Raw genomic sequence first — 25,896 nt, 5'->3', positions numbered from 1 at the left:
GGAGAATAGACTATGTCAAAAATATTTGTTTTAGGTGGAACAGGTTTTCTAGGGTATTACACAACGATGGAACTGTTAGCTCGTGGCTACCAAGTTAAGACAATCGCATTACCTCCGATGCCAGAAGAAAATTTGTTGCCATCAGAAGTTGAGATTACATTAGGCGATATGAACGCATTGACCGACCAAGAAATTATTGAACTTTTAAGCGACTGTGAGGGATTTATGTATGCAGCGGGAGCCGATGAGCGCGTCGTTCCGGCAAAACCAGCCTTGAAATTCTTTTACGAAGCAAATGTATTACCGACGCAACGTTTCGCACGCTTGGCTAAACAAGCTGGTATAAAGAAATTTGTTATTTTTGGCTCTTATTTCGCAGAGTTTGCTGAACGATTAGTAGACAAATACGACCTAAAAAGCCAACCTTATCCCAATACGCGTTTACTGCAAGAACAAGTTGCGTTTGCTGAAGGTGAAGGCTCTATGACGGTAACAAGTTTGCGTCTTCCTTACATTTTCGGAACGATGCCAGAGCGTTTACCACTATGGAAAATGTTTACGGACCGGATTAAAGATCGCCCTGTCTTTCCTGCCCTTAAAGGTGGAACGGCAATGGTAACTGTCGAACAGGTGGCAGAAGCAGCAGTTGGTGCAATGGAGAATGGAAAGCATCGCAAAACATATGCTATTTCCGCAGTTAATATGAAATTCCAAGAATTTTACCAAATGATGGTAGATGCGCTTGGTCAAACAGAAACAACTACAGTTCCAGTGTTGCCATTTGAACAGCTGAAAGGTTCTTACGAGGCAATTGATCGTCACGCTGAAGAAAATGGAGTCGAACATGGGATTCTCTATTCCTTGTCCGGTCAAGTTCAAGAAGAAGATTTATTTGTAGACCCGGCTGATACATGGGAAGAATTGGGAATTAAAGACCATGACGTCATTGCCTCTATTAAAGAAACGCTAGAAAAATGTGTAGCAGAATAGCTGCTTGATTTAGCTAATCATTCTTGCTATAAAACGTGTATTCTGATTAAAAAAAGTTCGTGTTATTAGTCTAAAATAATAAATCCGAAACGGACGAAAAGTGTTATTTTTCGTTTGTTTCGGATTTTTTCTAAGAAAGGGATTAACGTTTTAGTATCTGTTGGATTTTGGTAAACATCATAGCCTACGATAAATTACTTGCTCGTAGCAATTTTCAGATTATAAGCTGGCTTAAGCTGACCATTTTTCATGTGATCTTCTTCTTTTACTCTCATGAAAGTGGCATCGTGATCAGTTTTTTAATAGCTGTTTCGTTTCCCAAAAGTCTTAAATTGCTTTTGATGTTCTATCATTTTAGCTCGACGTGCAGCTAATTTTCTTTTAGTTGATTTTAAAGAACGTCGTTCTTGTTTAGCAGGGTTGGGAGAAAGCTTAGGTGTTGTTTTAATTTGTTTTTCTAATTCTTCTAATCTGAATTCTAAACTAGTTAGAACTTCATCAACCATATCTAAAGACAGATTAGAACCATCTGGTATATGAGACGACGAATAAGCCTCTTTTAATTCATTCATTAAAGAGACGGTTGCTTCTCGATTCATCGCATCGAAACGAATCGTATTTTTCTTCCAAACAAAACTAAATTTATTGGCATCAGCTAAAATTTTAGTTCCATCAATAAAAATGGCATCATCAATCATGTTTTGTTGACGTAAATAAGCGGTTAGCTGCTCCAAGCCTTGATTAATAAGACCTTCTAATTCATTAGAGATTCTAAAGCGTGCAATCGTTCGATAGGAAGGCATCATTTCTTGTGTTAACCAACGAGCCGGTAGGCTCTCTTCAGCCAATTGAGCAATTTTATGACTACTAAAAACACTTCGAGTGTACGCAAATAAGACCAATTTCAACATAGCTGATAAGTCATATTGACGTGGTCTTCCGAATAAATAAGATTCTTTGATTTCTAGTGTTCAACTAGCTCGTTAATAAACCAAGCCGTATTATTTTTTTCTGGGGGATATGAAGTTGTGATATCCAAACTTAACTGATTCATGTTATAATTAGAATACATTTTTGGGTCCTTTATAGGATTCTTTGAAGCATGGGGGCAACCGTGCTTCTTTTTTATTTTATTATACCAAAATCCCTGATAAATTTGACTTTATTGCCAAATTTATCAGGGATTTTTTAAAGACTTATGTCACAGCTTCTTTTTTATAGGCCTTATGGTAAATTGGAAGTAAGGGAAAAGTATAGTAGAACGGGTAAGTTTTTCATCAACAATCATTATTGTGTTTAAATTTTTTAATAAAAAACACTAGTGATAAATTAAAAAATATAGATAAAATACGTGATTATGTTATTCTTATAAGATAAATGTGTTATTTAAATAACAGAAAGAAGGTATGTGTAGTGAATGATTTGTTGACACTGTTAGGTGTGGTTATCGTTATCGTAGGGTTCGCCCTTAAATTAGATGCTATTCTAATTATTACAATTTCCTTAATCGTGACCGCCTTAGTAGGTGGGTTAGGAATTGATGGGATGTTAGAAGTGTTAGGGACAAGTTTTGTTAACAATCGTGGAATGACGATTTTTATTTTAATTATGTTAGCAACAGGCACATTAGAGCGTAATGGTCTAAAGGAATCAGCAGCCACGTTTATTCAACGCTTCAAAAATGTTTCAGCTAGTGTGATTGTCGCAATTTATGGAGTGTTCCGTATGATTATGGCGGCATTTAATGTCAGTTTTGGTGGGGTGGCCGGTTTTGTTCGTCCAATTATTTATCCGATGACATTAGGAACGTTAGAATCTAAAGGACTAGAACCAACGCCAGAATATGAAGAAGAATTAAAAGGGATGTCTTCAGCAATGGAAAATATTTGTTGGTTCTTTGGACAAGTCTTATTTATCGGTGGGCCAGGTGGTTTGTTAGTGCAATCGACCTTAAAAGGTTTAGGCTATGATGTTAGTTTAGCAACCTTAGCGATGTATGAAATTCCCGTTGCCATTACGGCCTTAATTGTAGCGTGTGTTTACTTCTTCTGGAAAGATAAACAATTGATGAAAAAAATTTATGGTAACACAAAGAAGGAGGCGAAATAGATGGCTTTCTTTACAGATTCAACTATTTTATTAGCAGATAAATTATTAGAAGTTTTATATATTGTGATGGGGTTAATTGTGATGTATACGGGTGTTAAAAATTTAACCGATCAAACGAATCAAAAACGTATTGGAACAGCAGTCTTTTGGATTATTCTAGGAGTTATTTTAGCCTTTGGCCGTTGGATTCCAGCGCAAGTTAATGGTTTACTAGTCTTATTAATGACGATTCCTGCTATCGCTAAACGTGTTGGTAAAGGTGAAAGTCGTTTACCTTCAAAAGAATACATGCAAAATATGTCTGAAAAATTAGGATTAAAAGTCTTTATTCCAGCTTTTGCTATCGGAATTTTTGCGATTGTGTTTGCTTTATTTACTAACTTAGGTGCTTTAGTTGGTGTTGGTATGGGAGTGTTGGTTGCGATTATAAGCTTGATGGTGCTATCAAGTGACAATAAACCTGTAACCTTCTTAAACGATGCGGCTGATATGTTAGGAACAGTCGGCCCGTTAAGTATGTTACCGATGTTATTAGCTTCATTAGGGGCTGTCTTTACAAGCGCCGGCGTGGGCGAAGTAATTTCGTCTGGCGTGAAACAAGTGATTCCTGAAGGTAATGTGGTCTTAGGAATTATTGTCTATGCAATCGGGATGGTCTTGTTTACGATGATTATGGGGAATGCTTTTGCGGCGATTACCGTGATGACGGTCGGAATTGGTGGGCCATTCGTCTTAGCTTATGGTGCGAATCCGGCATTAGTCGGGATGTTAGCTTTAACATGCGGTTATTGTGGTACACTGTTAACACCAATGGCAGCTAACTTTAATATCGTTCCAGTTGCAATGCTAGAGATGAAAAATAAATACGGTGTTATCAAGAACCAAGTTTTTATCGCATTATTTATGTTAGTCTTTCAAATTGTGTATATGATTTTATTTAGATAAGGAGCGTGTTTAGTATGAAAATATTAGTAACAGGTTTTGATCCATTTGGTGGCGACAAAATTAATCCAGCGTATGAGGCGGTAAAACTATTACCGGATGTTATCGAAGGGGCAGAGATTATTAAGTTAGAAATCCCAACGGTTTTTTATGATTCAGCTGATGTGATGAAAGCTAAAATTGCGGAAGTTAAGCCAGATGTGGTGCTATGTGTTGGTCAAGCAGGTGGTCGTGCGTCGGTTTCAATCGAACAAGTAGCAATTAATAAAATTGAAGCACGTATTCCGGATAATAAAGGCAATCAACCATTCGATACGCCGGTTCAAGCTACAGGTGACACTGCTTATTTCACCAACTTACCGATTAAAGCGATGGTTAAAAATATCCATGATAATGGTTTGCCAGCTTATATTTCATACACTGCTGGGACCTATGTTTGTAACTACATCATGTATGAATTGATGTACATGATTGCGACAGAGTTTAAAGAAATTAAAGGTGGTTTCGTTCATGTGCCATTTATTCCAGCACAAACGATTGAACGTCCGGTTGATACTGCGGCAATGAGCTTACAAGATATTGCATTATCGCTTGAATATGCTTTAGCTGCGATTGTGACGAACAAAGAAGATATTCAATTGAATTCTGGCACGACTCACTAATGATGAAAAAAGCGCACTTCTTATGAAGTGCGCTTTTTAACTACGTTTTTTAAGGGAATTCCGCTAATAGTCACTAGCAGTAGACCCAATAAACCAAGGAATACAGGATTTACGGAAGAGGTTTTAGGTAATTCATTTGCTTGAGTGGTTGTTGCTTCGTTTGAGCTAGTAAGTGTTATCTTGCTTTCTGTAGCTTGAGATGTACGTGTTGTTGGGCTATTTGATGAAGTGCTCGCCAAGGCTGCTTTAGCGAAATCTTTCGTAAAGGATTCATTGGTCGCATTATCTGAACTTGCTTGATTAGAAAATGTTTCATCGATTGAGGTAATTGTCGAATCAGTCGCATGTTCGCTAGTGTCAGTTTGCTGTAAGTTGTCAGTTGAGCTACCTTCGTATTCTTCTTCATCAATATCGTCTACTTGATTAGAGACATAAATCAAATTAAGGATTTCATTAGTCTCTCCAAAGGTATAGAGCAAGATGGCAGATGAATTGTTTCGTGCAAAGCTAAAACTTTCTGCTTCTTTGAACGTATAGCCATCGATGTCTAATAATGCAATATTGGTTTGCTCATCTGCTTTTCCGTAATAAGTGATGTAAGGGACATCAGGAATAGGTTCATAATCTTCGTCTAAAAAGTTCAAGGTGACTTGGACTGGTGTCTTACCGACTGGCGTTATATCAATAGAAACATTTTTTGCTTCATCTGGGCTTGGATAAGTTCCTGTTAAGCCGCCATCTTGGTTGATGATGAAATTCCCACCTGAGACGCTTGTTATTTTCCCCATCGAAGCATCAATCGGGATGATTAAGGTTGAATAAGGTTCTCCATAGAAACTCATCGTATACCCGAATTCACCTAGGCTTTCATGGTTTAAAGTGACATGAACGGCAGCACCCGTTTTAGTGCCAGTTGTCGTATTAGTTGCGGGTTGCTTCGGCATATATTGTTGTGTATTAGTTGTCTGCTCGATTGAAGAGTTATCATCAGTCGCCTCGCTCGTAGTACTTGTTGTTGCCGGTAATGTATTATTTAAACTAGGAAATAGGTTAATACCAGGACGATTGGCCAATTGAATTGAGGGCTTCGTCGTACTAGTTGCTGTATCAGTTGTCTCTTCAGCATTCGTCGTTAACGTCATCCCAACTAATGAGCTGACAACTAATAATCCCTTGAATAGTATTTTTTTCATAGATAAACCTCCAGGTATTGATAAAAAAGCTCAATAAAATTACTATAATCATAACACAGGTTACTAAAATGTTTGAAAATAAGCGGTTATAAGCGCGAAAAAACACACAACTGTTCAAGATTGTGTGTTTGTGTGCTTATTTATTTATATTTTTCTTCTAGATCACTCATCCACTTCCCTAACCAAGCGCCTAAAAGACACATGATGAAGCATAGTAAATATTGTAAGAAACCGAAATTCGCGTAGTTAGTAGGAATAATCATAATTGTGGAAGCAAAGACAATCCCTAAAATAAAGTGAAATAGTTTTGAAAAATGTCTTCGGAAAATCGCATCCATGATTTTTGATAAACCTAAAACACAGACAAGACCACCGATAGCAATTGGAATTAATACGGCTAAGTCCATGTTTTTGATGCCGTCAGACATCGCTTTATACATGCCCATGTAGACTAAAAAGTTTGAAGGGCTAAGACCGGGTACGATCATCCCTAAACCAATTAACGCTCCCGCAATCATCCAAGTGAAGAAGTTTTGCTCCACTGTTCCGAATAAGCCTTGGCCAAAGAATAGGAACAAACCACCTAAAATAAAGGTAATGACTAAAAGAGTTAGATCAACATTGTTGCGTCCTTCTTTACCGGCTTCTCTCCATAAAGCAGGAACTGTTCCGATGATACATCCTACAAAGAACCACAAAATAATCGTTTCGTAATTTCCTAGTAAGAAACTTACACCAAACGAAAGTAAAAATACTCCGAAAATCCCACCTAAACCAATAGGGATGAAGTACAACACATTCTCTTTGAAGTTTTTAGTGATGTGAGCTAGAAATGAAATAATTCGTTCATAAATACCAAAAATTGCTGCTAAAGCGCCACCGCTCACACCAGGAAGAATAAAGCCCGAACCAATGAACATACCTTTTACAAAACGTAAAAGCCAGTCTTTCATATTATTTGTCATATAAAAATATCTCCTAAAAAAATTATTATGTTTTTATCATACCTAAAATAGTAGAATTTGAAAACAAAAGATTATAATTTAGGGATTTCTTAATATCTGGCTAAAACTATTAATTTCTAAAAATATACAATAGTGGTTGATGTTTGCTATAATATTGAGAGATGCGAGAGCGAAAAAAGGGGTAAAGACTAAAATGAATGTTTTGAGGAATAAAAAGAAGACGATTTTGTTAAATATCATCTGGATGATGATGTTTTCTCTTTTAGGGGTTGGGACACAACAAGTTGAAGCAGCAAATGAAAATTTTAAAATAATTGGTTATTTACCAGATTATGACACACAACATTTAGATAGTACGGTAGATTTAGCGCAGTTTACCGATGTTAATTATTTCTCAGTTGTACCAACAGGTGATGGGAAATTGAAATTTACCGATAGTGGTAGTCCGGATCAGCTAAAAGCCTTGGTTGAGAAAGCGCACATTCATAATGTTCGTGTGGGTGTTAGTATAGGTGGTTGGAATTTAAGCGATAACTTTTCAGCAGCGACACATCAAGACACATTAAGAACATTTATTAATAGTATTAAAGCTTTTGTCGACGAGTATAAACTAGATACTGTTGATATTGATTGGGAATATCCAGAAGCCAATGAAGCACAACGATTTGAAACGTTTATCCAAACGTTGAAGAAATCTTTAGACCCACAGACCTATGTTTCGATTACGGTTCCGTCCGGGGTGGCCGCAAATGGTCAGCCAAGTGGACATTGGGAGGTTCATTTCACACCGACTGCATTAAAAACGGCTGATTGGATTAACATCATGTCATATGATGCGCAAATTGAAGGCTATCCTAATCATTCGACGACTGAATTACACCAAGCTAATTTAGATTACTGGAATAAAATATTAGGTGGTAATCACATGAATAAGTTAGTGTCGGGTATTCCTTTTTATGGGAAAGCAGCTGATGGGTCAGTGATGACTTACCGTAATATTATTAACGAAGCCCCAGAAGTACCGTTGGATGATGAAGTAATGATTAACGGTGTGACGTATTTTATTAATAATAAGCAAACCATTCGTGATAAGACACTGGCTTCAATAGAAACCGAATCAGGAGGCATCATGATTTGGGCTCCTACGATGGACACTGAAAAATCAAGTTCGACTAACTTGATGAAAGTGTTATATGATACGGTTGAAAAAGAAAAGGTATCATTAAATCGTGCCAATTCACTAGCTGAAGAAGTGACACCAAGTATTGTCGTTAAAAAAATTAACTGGTTAGATGTATTAAGCGTCTTACTAGGGCTATTGTTACTAAGCTTGGGTATTCCGTTGCTCCTAGGTTACTGGCAAAAATATTTACCTAATAGTTTAAAAGGTAAGAAGTTAAATAAAAAAGCCTTTGCTAAATTAATAGGGATAACTGCAATTATTTTAGGTGTTTTATTCGTCTTAATGGGTCTAACTCCTTGGTGGATGCCATTGTTGTATGTTTTAGCATTAATAGCATTATTTGTTAAATTACTGAAAAAATAACGATTTATTAAGAGCCATGACGATTAGTCGTGGCTCTTTTTTGTGTGAGCCAGACATAGACGTGATAGTTATGTCAGTGAGTCATGAAAGAATGAGAAATCTTTCGAATTCACCAAGAAATATGGTACAATTTAGAGGCGAACGCATGTTTTGGATAAGGAGAATTAGTATGTACGAATATATGAAAGGGCAAGTAACATTTGTTAGCCCATATTACATTGTGTTAGAAGTTGGCGGGATTGGATATCAATTAGCTGTGGCGAATCCGTTTCGTTACAATACAGAAACCAAAGAAACGTTGATTTATATTTATCAAGCGGTGCGTGAAGATGCTATTAACTTGTTTGGTTTTAATCAATATGAAGAAAAACAATTATTTATGAAATTAATTAGTGTCTCAGGAATTGGTCCGAAAAGCGCCTTAGCCATTATGGCGGGAGAAGACCATGTTGGGTTAGTTAAAGCGATTGAGTCAGATGACTTTAAGTATTTAACGAAGTTTCCTGGTGTAGGTAAAAAAACAGCACAACAAATGATTCTTGATTTGAAAGGAAAACTAGATGATTTAGTTATTTCAGAACTAAAAGGAGACGAGCAAATTTCGCTATTAGATATCGATTTAGATGGTTCAAACAATCGTTATTTAGAGGAAGCTATCGAAGCGTTGTTAGCATTAGGTTACTCACAAAAAGAATTGGCGCGCATTGAAAAAGAGTTGAAGAGTTTGAATTTAGATTCAACTGATGCATACTTACGCCAAGGTTTAAGCCTATTAATGAAAAAATAAGGAGGTTTTCTTATGGTAGAAAACGACCGCATGCTTTCTCCTGAAAATCTGCCTTTTGAATCAGAAGAGAAGCAACTGCGCCCAACACGATTAGCTCAATATATCGGGCAACATAAAGTCAAAGAAGAATTGTCGATTTATATTAAAGCAGCGTTGAATCGTCAAGAAGCTCTTGATCATGTCTTGTTATTTGGACCACCGGGATTAGGGAAAACAACAATGGCGATGGTGATTGCAAATGAGATGGGGGTTCAGATTAGAACAACGAGTGGACCGGCAATTGAACGGCCAGGTGATCTAGTAGCATTGTTGAATGAGCTAGAACCAGGCGATGTATTATTTATTGATGAAATTCACCGCTTACCACGCGTTGTAGAAGAGATGCTATATTCAGCGATGGAAGATTTTTACGTCGATATCATGGTTGGTCAAGGTCCGACTGCGCATCCCGTTCATTTTGAGTTACCACCATTTACCTTAATCGGCGCGACGACTCGTGCCGGGATGTTATCTGCGCCACTTCGTGATCGATTCGGTATTGTTTTGCATATGGAATATTATGAAGTGCAAGATCTACAAGAAATTGTATTGCGTTCGGCTGATATTTTTAGAACAGATATTTTAGAAGATGGTGCGTTAGAAATTGCGCGCCGTTCGCGTGGAACCCCACGAATTGCCAATCGTTTGTTACGACGCGTGCGTGACGTGGCACAAGTTGAAAATGACGGAATTGTTGATTCAAAAACAGCTGACCGTGCCTTGGCAATTTTACAAGTTGACCATGAAGGATTAGACTATGTCGATCAAAAAATCCTACGTACGATGATTGAATTATATGGTGGTGGACCAGTAGGATTAAGTACGTTATCAGTAAATATTAGCGAAGAAACTGAAACGGTAGAGGACATGTATGAGCCGTATTTAATTCAGAAAGGCTTTATTCAACGCACACCTCGTGGTAGGGTAGCGACACCACAAGCTTATGAACATTTAGGCTATTATTACCCTCAAAAATAAAGCGGGACAGTTGCATCTGAATTTCATCGTGCTAGAATGGAAGAGATTTAAATTGAAGAAGAGGGATAATCATGACATATACAACAGAAGATTTTGATTTTGCATTACCAGAAGAATTAATTGCCCAAACGCCATTAGAAAATCGTGCAACATCACGTTTGTTGATTTTAAATAAAGAAACAGGTGAGATGGAAGACAAGCATTTCACGGATATTATTGACGAATTAAATGCTGGCGATGCCTTAGTGATGAACGATACACGTGTTTTACCAGCTAGAATTTACGGGGTGAAACCTGATACAGGTGGTCAATTAGAAATTTTGTTATTAAACAACACAACGGGTGATCGTTGGGAAACGTTAATTAAGCCAGCTAAACGTGCCAAAGTCGGTACAGTGATTGATTTTGGTGAAGGAAAATTACAAGCAACTGTAGTAGAAGAGTTAGAACATGGTGGCCGTGTGATTGAATTTAATTATGAGGGAGTCTTTTTAGAAATATTAGAGTCTCTAGGTGAGATGCCTTTACCACCCTATATTAAAGAACGTTTAGAAGATCCAGACCGTTATCAAACGGTTTATGCGAAAGAAAATGGTTCAGCGGCTGCACCAACAGCAGGGCTACATTTTACCAAAGAATTATTAGAGAAAATCGAAGCAAAAGGGATTCGTCTAGTTTATTTAACCTTACATGTTGGTTTGGGAACCTTCCGCCCAGTAAGTGTAGATAATATTGCCGAACACAAAATGCATAGCGAGTTTTATCGTCTGACTGAAGAAGCAGCGCAAGCGTTAAATGAAGTCAAAGCACAAGGTGGCCGTATTGTAGCCGTTGGGACAACATCCATTCGTACGCTAGAAACAATTGGTCAAAAATTTGACGGTGAGATTAAAGCTGATAGTGGCTGGACTGATATTTTTATTACACCAGGTTTTGACTTTAAAGTAGTGGATGCTTTTTCAACTAATTTCCACTTACCAAAATCAACGTTGGTGATGTTAGTCAGCGCATTTGCCGGACGCGACAACGTCTTAAATGCTTATAATCATGCCGTTCAAGAACGTTACCGCTTCTTCAGTTTCGGTGACGCCATGTTTGTAAAATAAAGTGATCGAATAAGTATTAGAACTTGCTTATAATTTATATGACCACGAAAAAAAGCCAAGCGTCTCGATCGCTTGGCTTTTCTGGTTCTTCGGAAGGACTTAGAAAGATTTACTAGATAAGAAGTCATGTAAGTTTATGGATGAGTATATTCTTTACATTTTTCTTTTTCTATTCTTCTAAATTCTCTTGCAAAACAAGATTTGTCTTTCAATACTTCTTTGTCAATTCTTTTTGCAATGCATTAATCTTTTAAACTGTTCACGTTATCTTGAAGCGTTAAACGTTACATGTCTTCTTAATGATTGGTGAAATGTGTACTTCTAGAACACTTCGTTGTTTCTTTGTATTACCTATTCAGTTGTAATTTTCGAGAACTTGATTTTCTAAGATTGCATCCTTCCTTCTAACTATATTAAACCATATTTTGTGTGCGCTTTCAAAAGATATGCTCAATAAGCTATGAAAAAATCTCTTCGGTAAAAACTTGCACAAACTTGCCCCACAGAGTATGATAATTTAGATGCTATTAAATGTAGAATTAAATGAAAGTAGGGAGACGAGATGACAGAACCAGCCATTCGTTACCGATTGATTAAAAAGGAAAAGCATACAGGAGCACGTTTAGGTGAAATTATCACACCACATGGAACGTTCCCGACTCCAATGTTTATGCCGGTCGGTACATTAGCGACAGTTAAAACAATGGCGCCTGAAGAATTAAAAGACATGGGTGCCGGTATTATTTTAAGTAACACTTACCATTTATGGTTGCGACCAGGAGAAGACATTGTAGAAGAAGCGGGCGGTCTTCACAAATTTATGAATTGGGATCAAGGAATTTTAACTGATTCAGGAGGTTTCCAAGTTTGGTCACTATCAGATATGCGAAAAATTGAAGAAGAAGGTGTTCATTTCAGGAATCATTTAAATGGCTCTAAAATGTTCCTTTCACCTGAAAAAGCGATCCAAATTCAAAATAAACTAGGTCCAGATATTATGATGAGTTTCGATGAGTGTCCGCCGTTTGAAGAAAGTCACGACTATGTGAAAAAATCAATCGAACGTACGACACGTTGGGCTGAACGTGGCTTGAAAGCTCACGCTAATCCAGATCGCCAAGGGTTATTTGGTATCGTACAAGGAGCAGGTTACAAAGATTTACGTTTGCAAAGTGCCAAAGACTTAATGAGTTTAGATTTCCCAGGTTACTCAATTGGTGGTCTATCAGTAGGCGAAACGAAAGATGAAATGAATAATATCTTGGATGTGTTGAATCCTGTTTTACCAGAAAATAAACCACGTTACTTAATGGGGGTCGGAACAGCGGACTCATTAATTGATGGTGTCATCCGCGGTGTCGATATGTTCGACTGCGTATTACCAACACGAATTGCTCGTAATGGCACATGTATGACAAGCAAAGGTCGTTTGGTGGTTAAAAATGCTCAATACGCGCGCGATTTCCGACCGATTGATGAAAAATGTGGTTGCTACACTTGTCGTAACTATTCACGCGCTTACGTTCGTCACTTAATTAAGAGTGATGAAACATTTGGCTTACGTTTAACGTCTTATCACAATTTGTATTTCTTATTAGATGTGATGAAACAAGTTCGCCAAGCGATTATGGATGATAACTTATTAGAATTCCGCCAAGCCTTCTTTGAAGAGTACGGTTTCAACAAAGAAAACGCTAAGAAATTCTAAAAAATAGTAATTATTAGTAGAACCGATGTTTTATTTTTGATAAAGTATAATTAACAAATAGAAAAAGAGGTGCGGTATAATGGGCGGAATATTAATGTTAATCGTTTTTGGGGGCGTGATGTACTTCATGACGAGTAAACAAAAGAAACAAGTTAAAGAGCATCAAGAAAAATTAAATAGCATTCAACCAGGTGACAAAGTTGTCACAATTGGTGGATTACATGGTGTAGTGGCTGATGCAAAAACATCAGAAACAGGTAAAACTGTTTTATTAGATTGCGAAGGTATTTTCTTAGAGTTTGAACGTTCAGCAATTAAAACAATCGTACCAGGTGCAGGTTTAACAACCGAAGAATCACCAGTTGAAGCTGAAGTGACAGAAGTTTCGGAAATTATCGAGACGCCTACTGAGGAAGTAGTTACAGAAGTAGAAAACGTGATTGAAGCGTCTCAAGACGAAACAAAAGCGTAAAAATAATAGAAATGTTTGATGGGTAAACTTAAAAAGTTTCCCATCTTTTTTTGTTTTTCATATACTTAGTCTTGTTTAGTTTTGTAAACGTTATCAATGTTAGTTTTTTAATGATTTAGAGAACGTTGTCATGGTGTGTGTTTGGATTGTATTCAGTTATTTTTTGTTTGTTTGTTAATTAATTCACAAATAAGTATTTACTTTTTTAAAAAATAAGTGTATGATTACATTGTGAAAAGATTAACAAACAACGGAGGTTACATCATGGTAGATAAAAAAGTGGTTGAAAAAGTTGAGAAGATCAATGTTGATGAGATGATTAATGATTTAGTGGAAAAAGGGAATGTTGCTTTAAAAGCAATGGAAAATTTCGAACAAGAACAAGTTGATGGAATTGTTCACAAGATGGCGATTGCTGCTTTAAACGCACATATGCCGTTAGCTAAAATGGCAGTTGAAGAAACGGGCCGTGGCGTATATGAAGATAAAGCTATTAAAAATATGTATGCTTCAGAATACATTTGGAACAACATTAAAAACGATAAAACATGTGGCGTTATTAACGAAGACCCACAGCATAACTTAATTGAAATTGCCTCACCAGTCGGCGTGGTTTGTGGGGTAACGCCAACGACTAACCCAACTTCTACAACAATTTTCAAAGCGTTAATTTCTATTAAGACTAGAAACCCAATTATTTTTGCATTCCATCCAAGCGCGCAAGAGTGTTCAAAAGAAGCAGCACGTATTGTTAGAGATGCAGCTGTCTTAGCAGGCGCGCCAGAAAACTGTGTTCAATGGATTGAGCATCCATCACTTGAAGCAACAAGTGGCTTAATGAACCATCCAGGTGTGGCAATTGTTTTAGCAACAGGTGGATCAGGCATGGTTAAATCAGCTTACTCAACTGGTAAACCAGCTTTAGGTGTAGGTCCTGGTAACACACCCGTTTACGTTGAAAAAACAGCAAAAATCAAACGCGCGGTTAACGATTTAATCGTATCTAAAACCTTTGATAACGGAATGATTTGTGCATCTGAACAAGGAATCATCGTTGATAAAGAAATCTATGACGATGTAAAAGCAGAATTCCAAGCGCACCAAGTTTACTTTGTTAAAGAAGATGAAATCGAAAAATTAGAAGCGACTGTGATGAATGAAGCGAAAACAGCAGTTAACGCTAAAGTAGTAGGAATGCCAGCAACAACTATCGCTGAATGGGCAGGTATCAAAGTACCAGCTGGAACTAAAATTTTAATGGCAGAACTTAAAGGAACAGGTATTGAGTACCCATTATCATTAGAAAAATTATCGCCAGTTTTGGCAATGGTGAAAGCAAACAACCGTGAAGAAGCACTACAACTTTGCGAAAACATGTTAGAGTTTGGTTTAGGACATACAGCAGTTGTTCATACTGAAGATGAAGAGTTACAATTACAATTCGGTTTACGCATGAAAGCTTGTCGTGTCTTAGTTAATTCTCCAGCTGCTCAAGGTGGTATCGGTGACTTATACAACGAAATGATTCCATCATTAACATTAGGTTGCGGTTCATACGGTAAAAACTCAGTCTCTAAAAACGTTTCAGCCATTAACTTAATCAATACAAAAACAATAGCGAAAAGAAGGAACAATATGCAATGGTTTAAATTACCACCAAAAATCTATTTCGAAAAAAATTCATTAAACTACCTAGAAGACATGAAAGATGTGGAACGCGTTTTTATCGTCGCTGACCAAGGAATGGTAAGTTTAGGTTATGTTAACCGTGTAATTGATACATTAAATCGTCGTTCTAATTCAGTTCAAGTGGAAGTGTTCGCTGATGTTGAACCTGATCCATCAAGTGATACTGTCGAACGTGGTTTAGCTCAAATGACATCATTCAAACCTGATACAATCATCGCACTAGGTGGGGGTTCACCAATGGATGCGGCGAAAGGTATGTGGATGTTCTATGAGCATTCAGATGTTGAATTCTTTGGCGCAAAACAAAAATTCTTGGATATCCGTAAACGTACTTATAAAATTCCAGGAGCAGAAAAAACTAAATTTGTTGCGATTCCAACAACTTCTGGTACAGGTTCTGAGGTAACACCTTTTGCGGTTATTACCGACAGCGAAACAGGCGTTAAATACCCATTAGCTGACTACGCTTTAACACCAGACGTAGCGATTATTGACCCACAATTTGTTTACTCAGTTCCAAAATCAGTGACAGCAGATACTGGGATGGACGTGTTAACACATGCGATTGAATCTTATGTTTCTGTTATGGCATCAGATTATACTAGAGGTTTAAGTTTACAAGCCATCAAATTAGTGTTTGAAAACTTAGAAGATTCTTGCTTACGTCCAAACGAAGAAAATCGTGAAAAAATGCATAACGCCTCAGCTTTAGCTGGTATGGCTTTTGCCAACGCATTCTTAGGTATTTGTCACTCTATCGCTCATAAATGTGGAGCTGCTTTCCATATTCCGCATGGCCGTACGAATGCGATTTTATTACCACATGTCATTCGTTATAATGCAAAAGATCCATCAAAACATGCGTTATTCCCTAAATATGATTTCTTCCGTGCTGACGAAGACTACGCAGAAATCGCGCGCTACTTAGGATTAAAAGGTAAAACAACTGAAGAGTTGGTTGAATCTTTAGCCAAAGCCGTTTCTGAATTAGGTGAAAAATGTGGTATCGATATGAGCTTCAAAGCACAAGGTGTGACAAAAGCACAAGTTGATATTCAAGCAGACGAATTAGCAGAATTAGCTTACGAAGATCAATGTACAGGCGCTAATCCTAAAGAACCATTAATTAGTGAACTGAAAGACATCATTATTAAAGCATATAATGGAAAGTAATTAACTACCCCTAAATAGTTGAAAAAAATAAGGAGCCGTGCTTGCCACGCTCCTTATTTTTTATTTGATTAGTTCGATGTTTAGAGGATTGTTTGTGGAAAAAAGTCCCTAAAAATGGTAAACTAATGAAGATTGTTTTTTGGTTTTAAAAGAACTTGAGGTGGAAAAGTGAAAAAATTTAATTTAAGTAAAAACATGATAATTGCCATCATTTTGACAATCGTTGTGGTTATTTTAATCAGTGTGAGTGCTCTTCAGCGAGACCGCAAGAACGAAACGAATGTTTTCCAAGCTGTCACCAACGATTTGGTCGCAACGCTAGATAAAGGATTGTCTTATCCAATTAGAACGATTCAAAAAGGTATTCATGTCATAGGGGATATTTTTGGTACTTATGAAGAAAATTCTGAGTTGAAAAAGCGTTTAGATAGTTATGCAGAAGTTCAAGTCGAAAACGACTTGTTACAGAAAGAAAATAAAGAATTACGCGAACAATTAGAATTAGGGGCAACTTTAACAACGCAGGAGAAAGTTAATGCTAATGTGATTTCAAGATCACCAGATAACTGGCAAGATATCTTAATTATCGATAAGGGCTCAGTTGATGGTATCGAAGTTGATATGCCAGTTATGGGTAGTAAAGGCTTAATTGGACGTGTGATTGCGGTTAACAATATTTCTTCAAAAATTGAATTATTAACATCTACGAACCAAAATTCAAATTACTTTCCAGTCATGATTAACTTAGCGGGTGGAGAGCCTGTTTTTGGATTACTAGAAAATTACGATGAAACAACGAATATGTTTATCGTGAAACAGCTTAATTCTACTGAAGGTATAAAAAAAGATGATCAAGTCCTAACATCTGGATTAGGCTCAAGTTCTCCTAAGGGCTTAATAGTTGGTACGGTTGAAAAAATCGAAACAACTAATTTTGGACTAGAAAAAGAAGTTTATGTTAAACCAGCTTCATCGCTCTACGACATTTCTGTGGTAACAGTCGTCAAACGTATGGCAGGAAGTGAAGAATAATGAAAGAAAGCATAGTAATTAAAATTTGGTTACCATTTATTTTGTTAATGGCAACCTTATTAGATGCTCAAATTAGTAATATATTACGATTGGCGTTTGATAATCAGTACGTGATTTTGAGTCATTTTATGCTACTAGGGTTAATTTTAGCTAGCCTATTTTTTAAGCGTGGTTATTTAATGACGTTATCAATTGTTTTAGGGTTAATTATTGACAGCTACTATTATGGCATTTTGGGTATCTTTACGGTATCATTGCCAATTACGGTTTCTTTAGCTTATTGGATTTTTAAATATGTAAGACCGACGATTGCCAGTTTATTCTTAAGTTTAGTGATATTTATTACGTTAATGGATTCGAGTTCCTATTTTATTCAAGTTATTTTTAACTTAATAGAAGGTGATTTTATCAAGTTTATTGCCCGAGAATTAGGCCCAACGTTGTTTATGAATATCTTCTTTTACGTGTTATTAGCGTATCCGATTAATAAATTGTTACATAAAAAAAGATAGCCTTGAAATATTATTGTAATATTACTATTATATTGCTGTCATAGTAGTGTGGTAAGATTATTCCTGTAGATGTAGGAAAGAATTATATTATATAGAGAATTAATACGGGGGTAACTAGAGTGAAGAAACGTTTATTAACAATGTTGTTGGTAAGTACAATGGCTTGTGGAAGTTTAGCATTACCAAGTACTATTCACGCAGATGAGTTTGATCAAAAAATTGAAAATTCAAATAAAAAAATTAAAGAATTAAGTGACAAGGCGGCTACAGCAGAAGCTGAATTAGCAGCTGTTAGAGAAAATATTGCAGCAATTCGTGAGAAAGCTGAAAAATTACAAAAAGAACAAGCAACTTTAGGTAAAGAAGTTTCTGATTTAAATAAAGAAGTTTCAGACTTAAATGATAAAATTGAAAAACGCGACGAGCGTTTGAAAGAACAAGCACGTGCTGTTCAAACTGGTGGTATGTCTTCAGGATATCTTGAAGCAGTATTATCAGCGGATAATTTATCTGATGCTATTACACGTGTAGCGGCTTCAGCTAAACTTGTTTCTGCTAGTAACACTTTATTAAAAGAACAAGAAGAAGATAAACAAGCTGTTGAAGATAAAAAAGCTGAAACAGAAGATAAATTAAAAGAAATTCAAGCGGTAGCTTCAGATTTAGAAGCTCAAAAAGGTCAATTAGTTGATCAAGAATTACAACAAACAGTTTTAGTTAATACAATCGCAGCTGAGAAATCAACTGAAGAAGGTAAAAAAGCTGAATATGTTGCTCAAAAAGAAGAAGCAGAACGTCAACGTGCTGAACAAGCTCGTTTAGCAAGAGAAGCTGAAGAAAGAGCTGCTGCCGAAGCTGCTGCTGCAGCAAGAGAAGCGGCAAAAGTTGTTGAAACACAAGTATCAACCGTTAACAGTGAAGAAGCAAGCGAAACAACGACTTCATCATCTGAATCTCAATCACTTGTGACTAACAATAATGACTCTTCAACAACTAATTCAAATTCAAGTACTGAAGAATCACAAAACAGTCAAGTTGAAAGTAATGACAATACTGAAAGCACAGTAGATAGTAATACTGAAGCGCCAGAAGTAGTTACACCGCCAAGTTCATCTATTAACGCTTCAGCAATTTTAGCAGAAGCAGCTAAACATATTGGGAAACCTTATGTTTGGGGTGGTAAAGGTCCGGATGTCTTCGACTGTTCTGGATTTACTGCTTATGTATTCCGTAAAGCTGCTGGCCGCGAAATTGGCGGATGGACAGTACCTCAAGAATCTGCAGGTACAGTGATTCCATTATCACAAGCACAAGCTGGAGATTTATTATTCTGGGGTCCACAAGGTGCTACACATCACGTAGCGATTTCAACTGGGGGAACTGGATACATCCATGCACCACAACCAGGTGAGTCAATCAAATATGGTTCATTCCAATATTACTCACCAGACTTCGCAGTACGCGTAAGATAATATTAATTCAAAATGTTAACTAGAGAATTATTTCGATTCTCTAGTTTTTTGTGTTTTTGTTCGTAAAACCAATAAAATATGATATGATGATATCACATTTGAGGAGAGGTGTTTATGATGAAAAAAAGAATGATGACGTCATTATTTGTGGGAAGTTTAGCCATAAGTGGTTTATTATTAACTGCTTGCCAGTCTAGAGAATCATCAATCAAAACAACTAGTAATCTTAAAGCTGGTCAGATGAAATCGTTAGTTAGAGAAGAAAATGATAATCCTTTTACAGCATTACTAGGAAATAATTTGGGTGGCTTAGCATTTAATGTGACGGATGATGTCAAAGAAATGTTAGTCTATTTTGATGTTTATGAAAAAGATAAATTAGTTCGTCATGAAGAAGTTGGAGGGGTTTTATTTGATGATTCGGACCTATTCAGTGCTGATAGAACAGGGAATTTAGTTTGGGCGCAGTATGAAAATATTAGCTTGAATGATGAGCTTAAGAAAGAAGAGGAAGGAGAGGATATACATGTTTTGGGACCAATCGCAGTTGCTTCCTCAACAGTTGATGGCGGGGTCAGTTATCAATTTGATATGCCCGATTTAAGCCATTATTCTTATGATTCGTCGGGAAATAGTCGTATTGATCCTGCCGAAAAGATGCGACTTAATGAACCAGTGATGTTAAATGTTTGGACTAAAGGAGATTCTTTAGCAACTTTTAATGAAGGATCAGCTTATTTTAAAAAGGAAAATTTAACGAATGAAGCGAGCTATTTCTTATATGTAATATTTTCTGATAAAGTAGTAGAATAGTTATGTTATAACAAATAAGAACTAGTTGAAATGGTCTAAGGGTGAAGATATGAAGAAAACAAATACAATATTACCGGGAATGGTGTTGTCATTAGTACTTAGTGTTATGGCGCAACAACTGGTTAAATTAGTGCCAACGTTAGGAAGTGCTTTAATAGCAATTTTTTTAGGAATTATTGTGGGAAATATCGTGGGCAATCAAGCGAAGCTTGATAAAGGAACGAAGTTTTCAGAGAGCAAGCTCCTAGAAGTTGCGATTGCTTTGACAGGGTTAACATTAAGTTTACAGTCAGTGGCTAAGATTGGTCTAGGTGGTATTACTTACGTGGTCTTACAGATGATTGTGACGATAGTGGGCGTTATTTTAATAGGTAAGTGGATGGGCTATCAACTTGATTTTCGTTTGTTGATGGGCGCTGGAAATGGGGTATGTGGTTCCTCAGCCATTGCGACGGTGACGCCAGTCATTGGGGCTAAAGAAAAAGACAAAGGTTTAGCGATTACGATTGTTAATTTAACCGGAACCTTGCTGATGATTGTCGCACCGCTATTATCCCTTCAATGGTTTGGTAATTCTGTCATGAAAACAAGTGCTTTAATTGGCGGTAATTTACAGTCAGTCGGGCAAGTCGTTGCGTCTGCTAAAATGGTGAGTGAGCCAGTAACTGAAATGGCGACCATTTTTAAGCTGTTACGGGTGGTTTTATTAATCGTCGTTGTGCTAGTATTTAGCAAGTTGGATACAGAAAAAACGGTGTCTAGTAGTGGCGAAAAACTAGCAACAACTCGCAAGCTAAGCGTTAAGATTCCGTGGTTTATTATGGCATTCTTTATCGGTTGTGTATTAACGTCAACAATCATTGATTTACCCGCAACGCTAGTAACTAGTATTAAATGGGTAAGTAATCAGTTTGAAATCATGGCGCTAGCGGCGATTGGCTTGCGTGTGAACATTAAACACTTGGTCAAAGAAGGACCTAAAGCGATGGTGTATGGCTTATTGGTAGCATGTTTACAAATGTTGACAGCCTATGCTTTAATTAGTATGTTAATTTCTTAATAGTTTTAGCGTGTCTGCGATTGAAAAACAATCCAAAGCATGCTAAAATAATCTGGTAAAGCGTTTTAATAAAGCAATAACTAAATAGTATTTTTCGTTATGTATAGGTGGGTGGGCTTCTTGCTACCCGTCTATACTTTTTTTTGTGCGATGAAAGGAGAAATTATGTTTAAACAATGGAAAAATGTTGATGTTAAAAAGGAATTGTTTGGTGGTCTAACGTCTTTTTTTGCGATTTCTTATGTGATCATCGTAAATTCAATGATTTTAGCCGAAGCGGGCTTACCACCTGAATTAAGTGTCTTTGGTACGATTTTTATCTCAGTGATTGGTTGTTTACTAATTGGTTTACTAGGGGATGTTCCTATTATTTTAACAACAGGGATGGGGGTCAATTCGTTTGTCACTTATAACTTAGTGAAAGACATGCAGATGAGCTGGCAAGAAGCCTTAGCGATTAGTTTCATGGCAAGTTTGATTTGCTTAATCGTTGCGGTGACACCGATTATTGACAAGATGAACGAATCAATCCCTGAAAGTTTGAAACATGGTATCACATCTGGTATTGGCTTGTTTTTAGTCTTGGTAGGTTTGGAAAATGGCCAGATTATTGTTCGAGGTGAAGAAACCTTTATGGAATTAAATCACTTCACAGATCCTAACATGTTATTAACGATTGGAGCGTTAATATTAACGTTATTTTTATTTTTGAAAAATGTACAAGGTAGTTTCTTTATTGGGATTATCGTGATGACGATTATTGCCAATTTATTAGGTTTAGTAGATGTCGGTCAGAACAGTTTTAGTCTTTCAGCGATTAAAGACTATCCAGAGATTGTTGGGAAACTAGATTTTTCAAGTTTATTTAGTATTAAATTTTTATTAGGAACATTTTCATTGTCGATGATTTTGATTTTTGAATCGGTTGGCTTGCTTAATGGTTTGTTGCCATGGATAAGCAAAGAACGATTTAAAAAAACTTCTATTATCAATGCGGGAGTGATGATGCTCTCAAGCATTTTAGGAACAAGTCCTACAATTCCAGCTGCTGAAAGTTCAACGGGTATTCAAGAAGGGGCTAAACGAGGTTTATCTTCGGTTGTCGCTGGTATTTTGTTCTTTATTAGTATTTTTATGATTCCCTTCTTATCGTATATTCCAAGTTCAGCGTTAGCTCCAGTTATTATTATTACTGGCTGTTTAATGATGAGTAACTTACAACATATCAATTTAGCTGATTTTTCAGAGTGGTTTGCACCGTTCTTAATGATGGTCATGATGGGCTTTTCAATGAGTATTTCATCAGGCTTGGCTTTCGGTTTCGTGGCGTACCCACTAGTTAAAATTTTCGCCGGCAAACGCAAAGAACTAACACCAACAGTTTGTCTGATATCCATCCTATTCTTATGCTACCTAGTAGCCAAAGTGTGGATATAAAAAAGTGATTGAAGGCATGTTTAGCTCTGATAAAACACTCACAATTTTTTGAGTGGCTCGTAAACTTTATTCCAAAAGGAGATTTAACATTTAATGTTGGGTCTCTTTTTTTGCGTATTTTATTGTTGAGGTGATAAATGATGCTAGTAGCGGAAACTGGAGAAGGGCAAATCATTAATATTATGGAAGAGACACGCACTGATTTAGAGCGCAAGCGTACACAAGAGTTATTTTGTCCGACCTGTCATCAAGCGGTCATTATGAAATTAGGGATGATTAAACAGCCCCATTTTGCCCATAAGCACCGCCACAAATGCCAAGGATTGAGTGAGCCAGAGACGATGGAGCACTTAGTTGGAAAGGCGTTAATTTATCAGTGGGCAAAACAAGCTGAGATTGGCGTGCAGCTTGAATATGCGCTTATGACTATTGAACAACGTCCGGATGTTTGGTTAGATCAACATGTTGCTATCGAGTTTCAGTGTAGCCCTTTAGCTTTAGAACGTTTAGCGGAGCGAAATCAAGGCTACAACAGTCAGCAGGCTAAAGTTTGTTGGGTTTTAGGTCAAAAGTTTCGTTTAAACGAGAGATTGACTAGCTTGCAACGTGCGTTTCTTGAATGGCATCCCAAATTAGGTAATTATTTATTGTTTCTTGATGTGACAAGTGAGCAGGTTGTACTGACGTATCATATTCAAGAGTTAGCCTTTACCCATGAATTGTCTTATAGCGAATTAATTTTAACTCAGTCTGAATTTCTTCAGTTTATTATGACGGGCATTTTTTCTCGAAATATTTATCATCAGTGGCAGTATTTGTTAGGAGAGACTTATCAGAAACAGTTTCAGTATTTGCAAAGGGCTTTATACAGTCGTCAAAAGGAAGTGATGCGTATTCAACGTGCGTTATATGTGGAAGGCTATCATTTATTAGCATTACATCCCATTATTTTATTACCTAATATATTAGAAAAGACAAGTTTTTTAAACGCTATTAAACAAAGAATTAAATTGTTGGAGTTGTTGCATCAACAAAAAAGTTGCCAGAAAGAGGAGGTCTTTAGTGCTGAAGAAAATCACATCAATCGGAGTCAGTTTGATGAATGGTTAGAGTTATTAGCAGATTTATCCTTGATTGAGATACACGAACGAGAGATTAAAAGTGAACAGCCACCTAGGATTATGCTGACGGAAGAAGAGATTCAGCAATTTATTGAAAAATTTTTAAATAATAGGGTGTTTGTTAGTCGATTGCCTCATAATGTGGTATCATAATTATTATCATATAGTGAGAGAGGAATGAGAATTGAATGAGTGAACCAAAACAATTACCAAAACGCGAAGAACTAGCTGAAGCGTTGACTTGGGACTTAACGAAAATTTTTGCAACAGATGAGGCGTTTGAAGAAAGTTACGCTGCTTTTGAGCAAAAAATCCCTGAGGTCAAAAAATTCCAAGGAACATTAAAAGAAGGGGCATCACAATTCTTAGCCGCAATCGAAGCAACGTTAGAATTAACTCGTGAATTAGAAACGATGTATGTCTACACAAGCATGAAGAACGACCAAGATACAGCGAATACGAAGTATCAAGGGATGTCTAGCAAAATGAGCGGTTTAGTGGCGAAAGCGTCTGAAGCTATTTCTTGGTTTGAACCAGAGATGTTACAATTAACGGATGAAGAAGTTTGGGCTTATTTTGAAGAAGAACCAAAACTTGAAGTGTACCGTCAAATGATTAAATCAACTTTAGCAGAGCGTGCGCATGTTTTATCTGAAAAAGAAGAAGCATTATTAGCTGGAGCCGGCGAAATTTTCGGTACAGCGGGTGATACGTTTGCAATTTTAAACAATGCCGATTTAAAATTCCCAATTATCGAAGGGGAAGAGGGCGAACCAATTCAATTATCACACGGTGTTTATGGTCAATTAATGGAGAGTGTGAAACCGGAAGTGCGTGAAGCAGCGTTCAAAGGCTTGTACAGCGTTTATGAGCAATTCCAACACACGTTTGCAACAACCTTAGCAAGTAACGTGAAAGTTCATAACTACAAAGCTAAAGTGCGCAACTATCCATCAGCTCGTGCTGCTGCTTTAGCAGGTAACCATATTCCTGAAAGTGTTTATGATACTTTGGTAGAAGTTGTTCATAAGCATTTGCCATTATTACATCGTTACGTGGCGTTACGCAAAAAAATGATGGGTGTCGATGAGTTACATATGTATGATATGTACACACCCATTTTAGGCGATGCACCAATTCGCTATTCTTATGAAGAATCAGTTGAAAAAACTAAAGTAGCGTTACAACCTTTAGGCGAAGAATATGCCAAAGTGGTTGAAGAAGCTTTCTCAAATCGTTGGGTGGACGTGGTCGAAAATCAAGGGAAACGTAGTGGTGCTTATTCTTCAGGTGCTTATGATACAGCCCCTTATATTTTAATGAACTGGCATGATAGTTTGGATCAATTGTACACATTAGTGCATGAAATGGGACACAGTGTTCATAGCTACTTCACACGTAGCAATCAGCCATATGTTTATGGTGACTACTCAATTTTCTTAGCAGAAATTGCTTCAACAACAAATGAAAATATCTTAACTGAGCACTTGTTAGCGACTGAAACAGATCCTAAAGTGCGTGCGTTTATCTTGAATCGCTACTTAGATGGTTTCAAAGGAACAGTTTTCCGTCAAACCCAATTTGCGGAATTTGAGCACTTTATCCATGTTGAAGATGCGAAAGGAACACCGTTAACAAGTGAATTCTTAAGTGATTACTACGCTAACTTAAATGCGGACTATTATGGACCAGCTGTTGAAAAAGATCCAGAGATTGCATTAGAGTGGTCGCGTATTCCTCACTTCTACTATAATTATTATGTGTATCAATATTCAACAGGTTTTGCGGCTGCCTCAGCGTTAGCAGCTAAAATTGTAGCCGGTGAAGAGGGCGCTTTAGAAAACTACTTAGCTTACTTGAAAGCTGGACGTAGTGACTATCCAATCGAAATCATGAAAAAAGCAGGTGTTGATATGACACAGGCTACGTACATTGAAGATGCCATGAAAGTCTTTGAAACACGATTAGATGAATTCGAAGCCTTGATTGATCAATTATAAAAATAACGAAAACAGGAGTATTAGCAACTGCTAGACCTCCTGTTTTTTGTTTTGTTAAAATGGCGTATTTATATGTATAAGGACCTTTTA

21 protein-coding genes and 1 pseudogene are annotated in these 25,896 nt (G+C 36.9%); 19 read left to right on the top strand and 3 right to left on the bottom strand.

Annotation, left to right across the window (positions count from 1 at the left end; all coding sequences use genetic code 11):
• Nucleotides 1-12 precede the first annotated feature (12 nt).
• Complete coding sequence (locus FA707_RS09610; protein WP_136953992.1) at nucleotides 13-990, top strand: NAD-dependent epimerase/dehydratase family protein; 978 nt, start codon at nucleotides 13-15, stop codon at nucleotides 988-990.
• A gap of 107 nt (nucleotides 991-1,097) precedes the next feature.
• Here the strand turns inward: FA707_RS09610 and FA707_RS09605 are convergent.
• Nucleotides 1,098-1,901: pseudogene (locus tag FA707_RS09605) on the bottom strand (transposase); the annotation flags it as partial.
• A 502-nt stretch (nucleotides 1,902-2,403) separates the two neighbouring features.
• On the opposite strand from FA707_RS09605, the gene FA707_RS09600 reads away from it, so the two are divergent.
• From FA707_RS09600 to pcp, 3 genes are read left to right on the top strand one after another with little or no spacing between them, the layout of a single operon-like run.
• Nucleotides 2,404-3,099: a DUF969 domain-containing protein gene (locus FA707_RS09600; RefSeq protein ID WP_168177395.1), complete on the top strand. Its 696-nt coding sequence runs from the start codon at nucleotides 2,404-2,406 to the stop codon at nucleotides 3,097-3,099.
• Nucleotides 3,100-4,044 (top strand): DUF979 domain-containing protein, encoded by a 945-nt coding sequence (locus FA707_RS09595; protein ID WP_136953990.1) that lies wholly within the window; start codon nucleotides 3,100-3,102, stop codon nucleotides 4,042-4,044.
• A gap of 14 nt (nucleotides 4,045-4,058) precedes the next feature.
• A complete protein-coding gene (pcp, locus tag FA707_RS09590) occupies nucleotides 4,059-4,703 on the top strand; it encodes a pyroglutamyl-peptidase I (protein WP_136953989.1) in 645 nt (214 codons plus the stop codon).
• A 20-nt stretch (nucleotides 4,704-4,723) separates the two neighbouring features.
• Here the strand turns inward: pcp and FA707_RS09585 are convergent, their stop codons facing one another.
• Complete coding sequence (locus FA707_RS09585) at nucleotides 4,724-5,896, bottom strand: hypothetical protein (RefSeq protein ID WP_136953988.1); 1,173 nt, start codon at nucleotides 5,894-5,896, stop codon at nucleotides 4,724-4,726.
• 140 nt (nucleotides 5,897-6,036) lie between these two features.
• Complete coding sequence (locus tag FA707_RS09580) at nucleotides 6,037-6,861, bottom strand: DUF368 domain-containing protein (protein WP_136953987.1); 825 nt, start codon at nucleotides 6,859-6,861, stop codon at nucleotides 6,037-6,039.
• A 193-nt stretch (nucleotides 6,862-7,054) separates the two neighbouring features.
• Between FA707_RS09580 and FA707_RS09575 the strand changes: the two genes are divergently transcribed.
• From FA707_RS09575 to pepF, 15 genes are all read left to right on the top strand, one after another.
• The gene (locus tag FA707_RS09575; protein WP_168177394.1) at nucleotides 7,055-8,407 is read left to right on the top strand and encodes a glycoside hydrolase family 18 protein; all 1,353 of its coding nucleotides are present in this window, start codon (nucleotides 7,055-7,057) and stop codon (nucleotides 8,405-8,407) included.
• Nucleotides 8,408-8,576: 169 nt separating this feature from the next.
• Complete coding sequence (ruvA, locus tag FA707_RS09570; protein WP_136953985.1) at nucleotides 8,577-9,194, top strand: Holliday junction branch migration protein RuvA; 618 nt, start codon at nucleotides 8,577-8,579, stop codon at nucleotides 9,192-9,194.
• A 12-nt stretch (nucleotides 9,195-9,206) separates the two neighbouring features.
• Nucleotides 9,207-10,211, top strand: coding sequence for a Holliday junction branch migration DNA helicase RuvB (ruvB, locus tag FA707_RS09565; RefSeq protein ID WP_136953984.1), 1,005 nt, complete (start codon nucleotides 9,207-9,209; stop codon nucleotides 10,209-10,211).
• Nucleotides 10,212-10,282: 71 nt separating this feature from the next.
• Nucleotides 10,283-11,317, top strand: a complete 1,035-nt coding sequence (queA, locus tag FA707_RS09560) for a tRNA preQ1(34) S-adenosylmethionine ribosyltransferase-isomerase QueA (RefSeq protein WP_136953983.1) — start codon at nucleotides 10,283-10,285, stop codon at nucleotides 11,315-11,317.
• Between the two features lie 562 nt (nucleotides 11,318-11,879).
• Nucleotides 11,880-13,025, top strand: a complete 1,146-nt coding sequence (gene tgt / locus FA707_RS09555; protein WP_136953982.1) for a tRNA guanosine(34) transglycosylase Tgt — start codon at nucleotides 11,880-11,882, stop codon at nucleotides 13,023-13,025.
• A gap of 79 nt (nucleotides 13,026-13,104) precedes the next feature.
• The gene (yajC, locus tag FA707_RS09550) at nucleotides 13,105-13,497 is read left to right on the top strand and encodes a preprotein translocase subunit YajC (RefSeq protein ID WP_154299904.1); all 393 of its coding nucleotides are present in this window, start codon (nucleotides 13,105-13,107) and stop codon (nucleotides 13,495-13,497) included.
• Nucleotides 13,498-13,761: 264 nt separating this feature from the next.
• Nucleotides 13,762-16,359, top strand: a complete 2,598-nt coding sequence (gene adhE / locus FA707_RS09545; protein ID WP_136953980.1) for a bifunctional acetaldehyde-CoA/alcohol dehydrogenase — start codon at nucleotides 13,762-13,764, stop codon at nucleotides 16,357-16,359.
• 168 nt (nucleotides 16,360-16,527) lie between these two features.
• Nucleotides 16,528-17,391, top strand: a complete 864-nt coding sequence (gene mreC, locus FA707_RS09540) for a rod shape-determining protein MreC (RefSeq protein ID WP_136953979.1) — start codon at nucleotides 16,528-16,530, stop codon at nucleotides 17,389-17,391.
• Entirely contained in the window at nucleotides 17,391-17,903 is a 513-nt protein-coding gene (gene mreD, locus FA707_RS09535) for a rod shape-determining protein MreD (protein ID WP_136953978.1), read from the top strand. Before mreC ends, mreD begins: the two co-directional genes overlap by 1 nt.
• 119 nt (nucleotides 17,904-18,022) lie before the next feature.
• A complete protein-coding gene (locus tag FA707_RS09530; protein WP_136953977.1) occupies nucleotides 18,023-19,375 on the top strand; it encodes a C40 family peptidase in 1,353 nt (450 codons plus the stop codon).
• A gap of 114 nt (nucleotides 19,376-19,489) precedes the next feature.
• On the top strand, nucleotides 19,490-20,188 hold the full coding sequence (locus FA707_RS09525) for a hypothetical protein (protein ID WP_136953976.1): 699 nt from the start codon (nucleotides 19,490-19,492) through the stop codon (nucleotides 20,186-20,188).
• A gap of 49 nt (nucleotides 20,189-20,237) precedes the next feature.
• Complete coding sequence (locus FA707_RS09520) at nucleotides 20,238-21,248, top strand: YeiH family protein (protein WP_136953975.1); 1,011 nt, start codon at nucleotides 20,238-20,240, stop codon at nucleotides 21,246-21,248.
• A 165-nt stretch (nucleotides 21,249-21,413) separates the two neighbouring features.
• Complete coding sequence (locus FA707_RS09515) at nucleotides 21,414-22,685, top strand: NCS2 family permease (RefSeq protein WP_136953974.1); 1,272 nt, start codon at nucleotides 21,414-21,416, stop codon at nucleotides 22,683-22,685.
• Between the two features lie 137 nt (nucleotides 22,686-22,822).
• On the top strand, nucleotides 22,823-23,959 hold the full coding sequence (locus FA707_RS09510; RefSeq protein ID WP_136953973.1) for a competence protein CoiA: 1,137 nt from the start codon (nucleotides 22,823-22,825) through the stop codon (nucleotides 23,957-23,959).
• 35 nt (nucleotides 23,960-23,994) lie between these two features.
• Nucleotides 23,995-25,806, top strand: coding sequence for an oligoendopeptidase F (gene pepF / locus FA707_RS09505; protein WP_136953972.1), 1,812 nt, complete (start codon nucleotides 23,995-23,997; stop codon nucleotides 25,804-25,806).
• Nucleotides 25,807-25,896: the final 90 nt, after the last annotated feature.

This window comes from Vagococcus zengguangii, from assembly GCF_005145005.1.
Taxonomy (GTDB): domain Bacteria; phylum Bacillota; class Bacilli; order Lactobacillales; family Vagococcaceae; genus Vagococcus_A; species Vagococcus_A zengguangii.
This window is presented reverse-complemented; position numbering and strand designations above follow the sequence as displayed.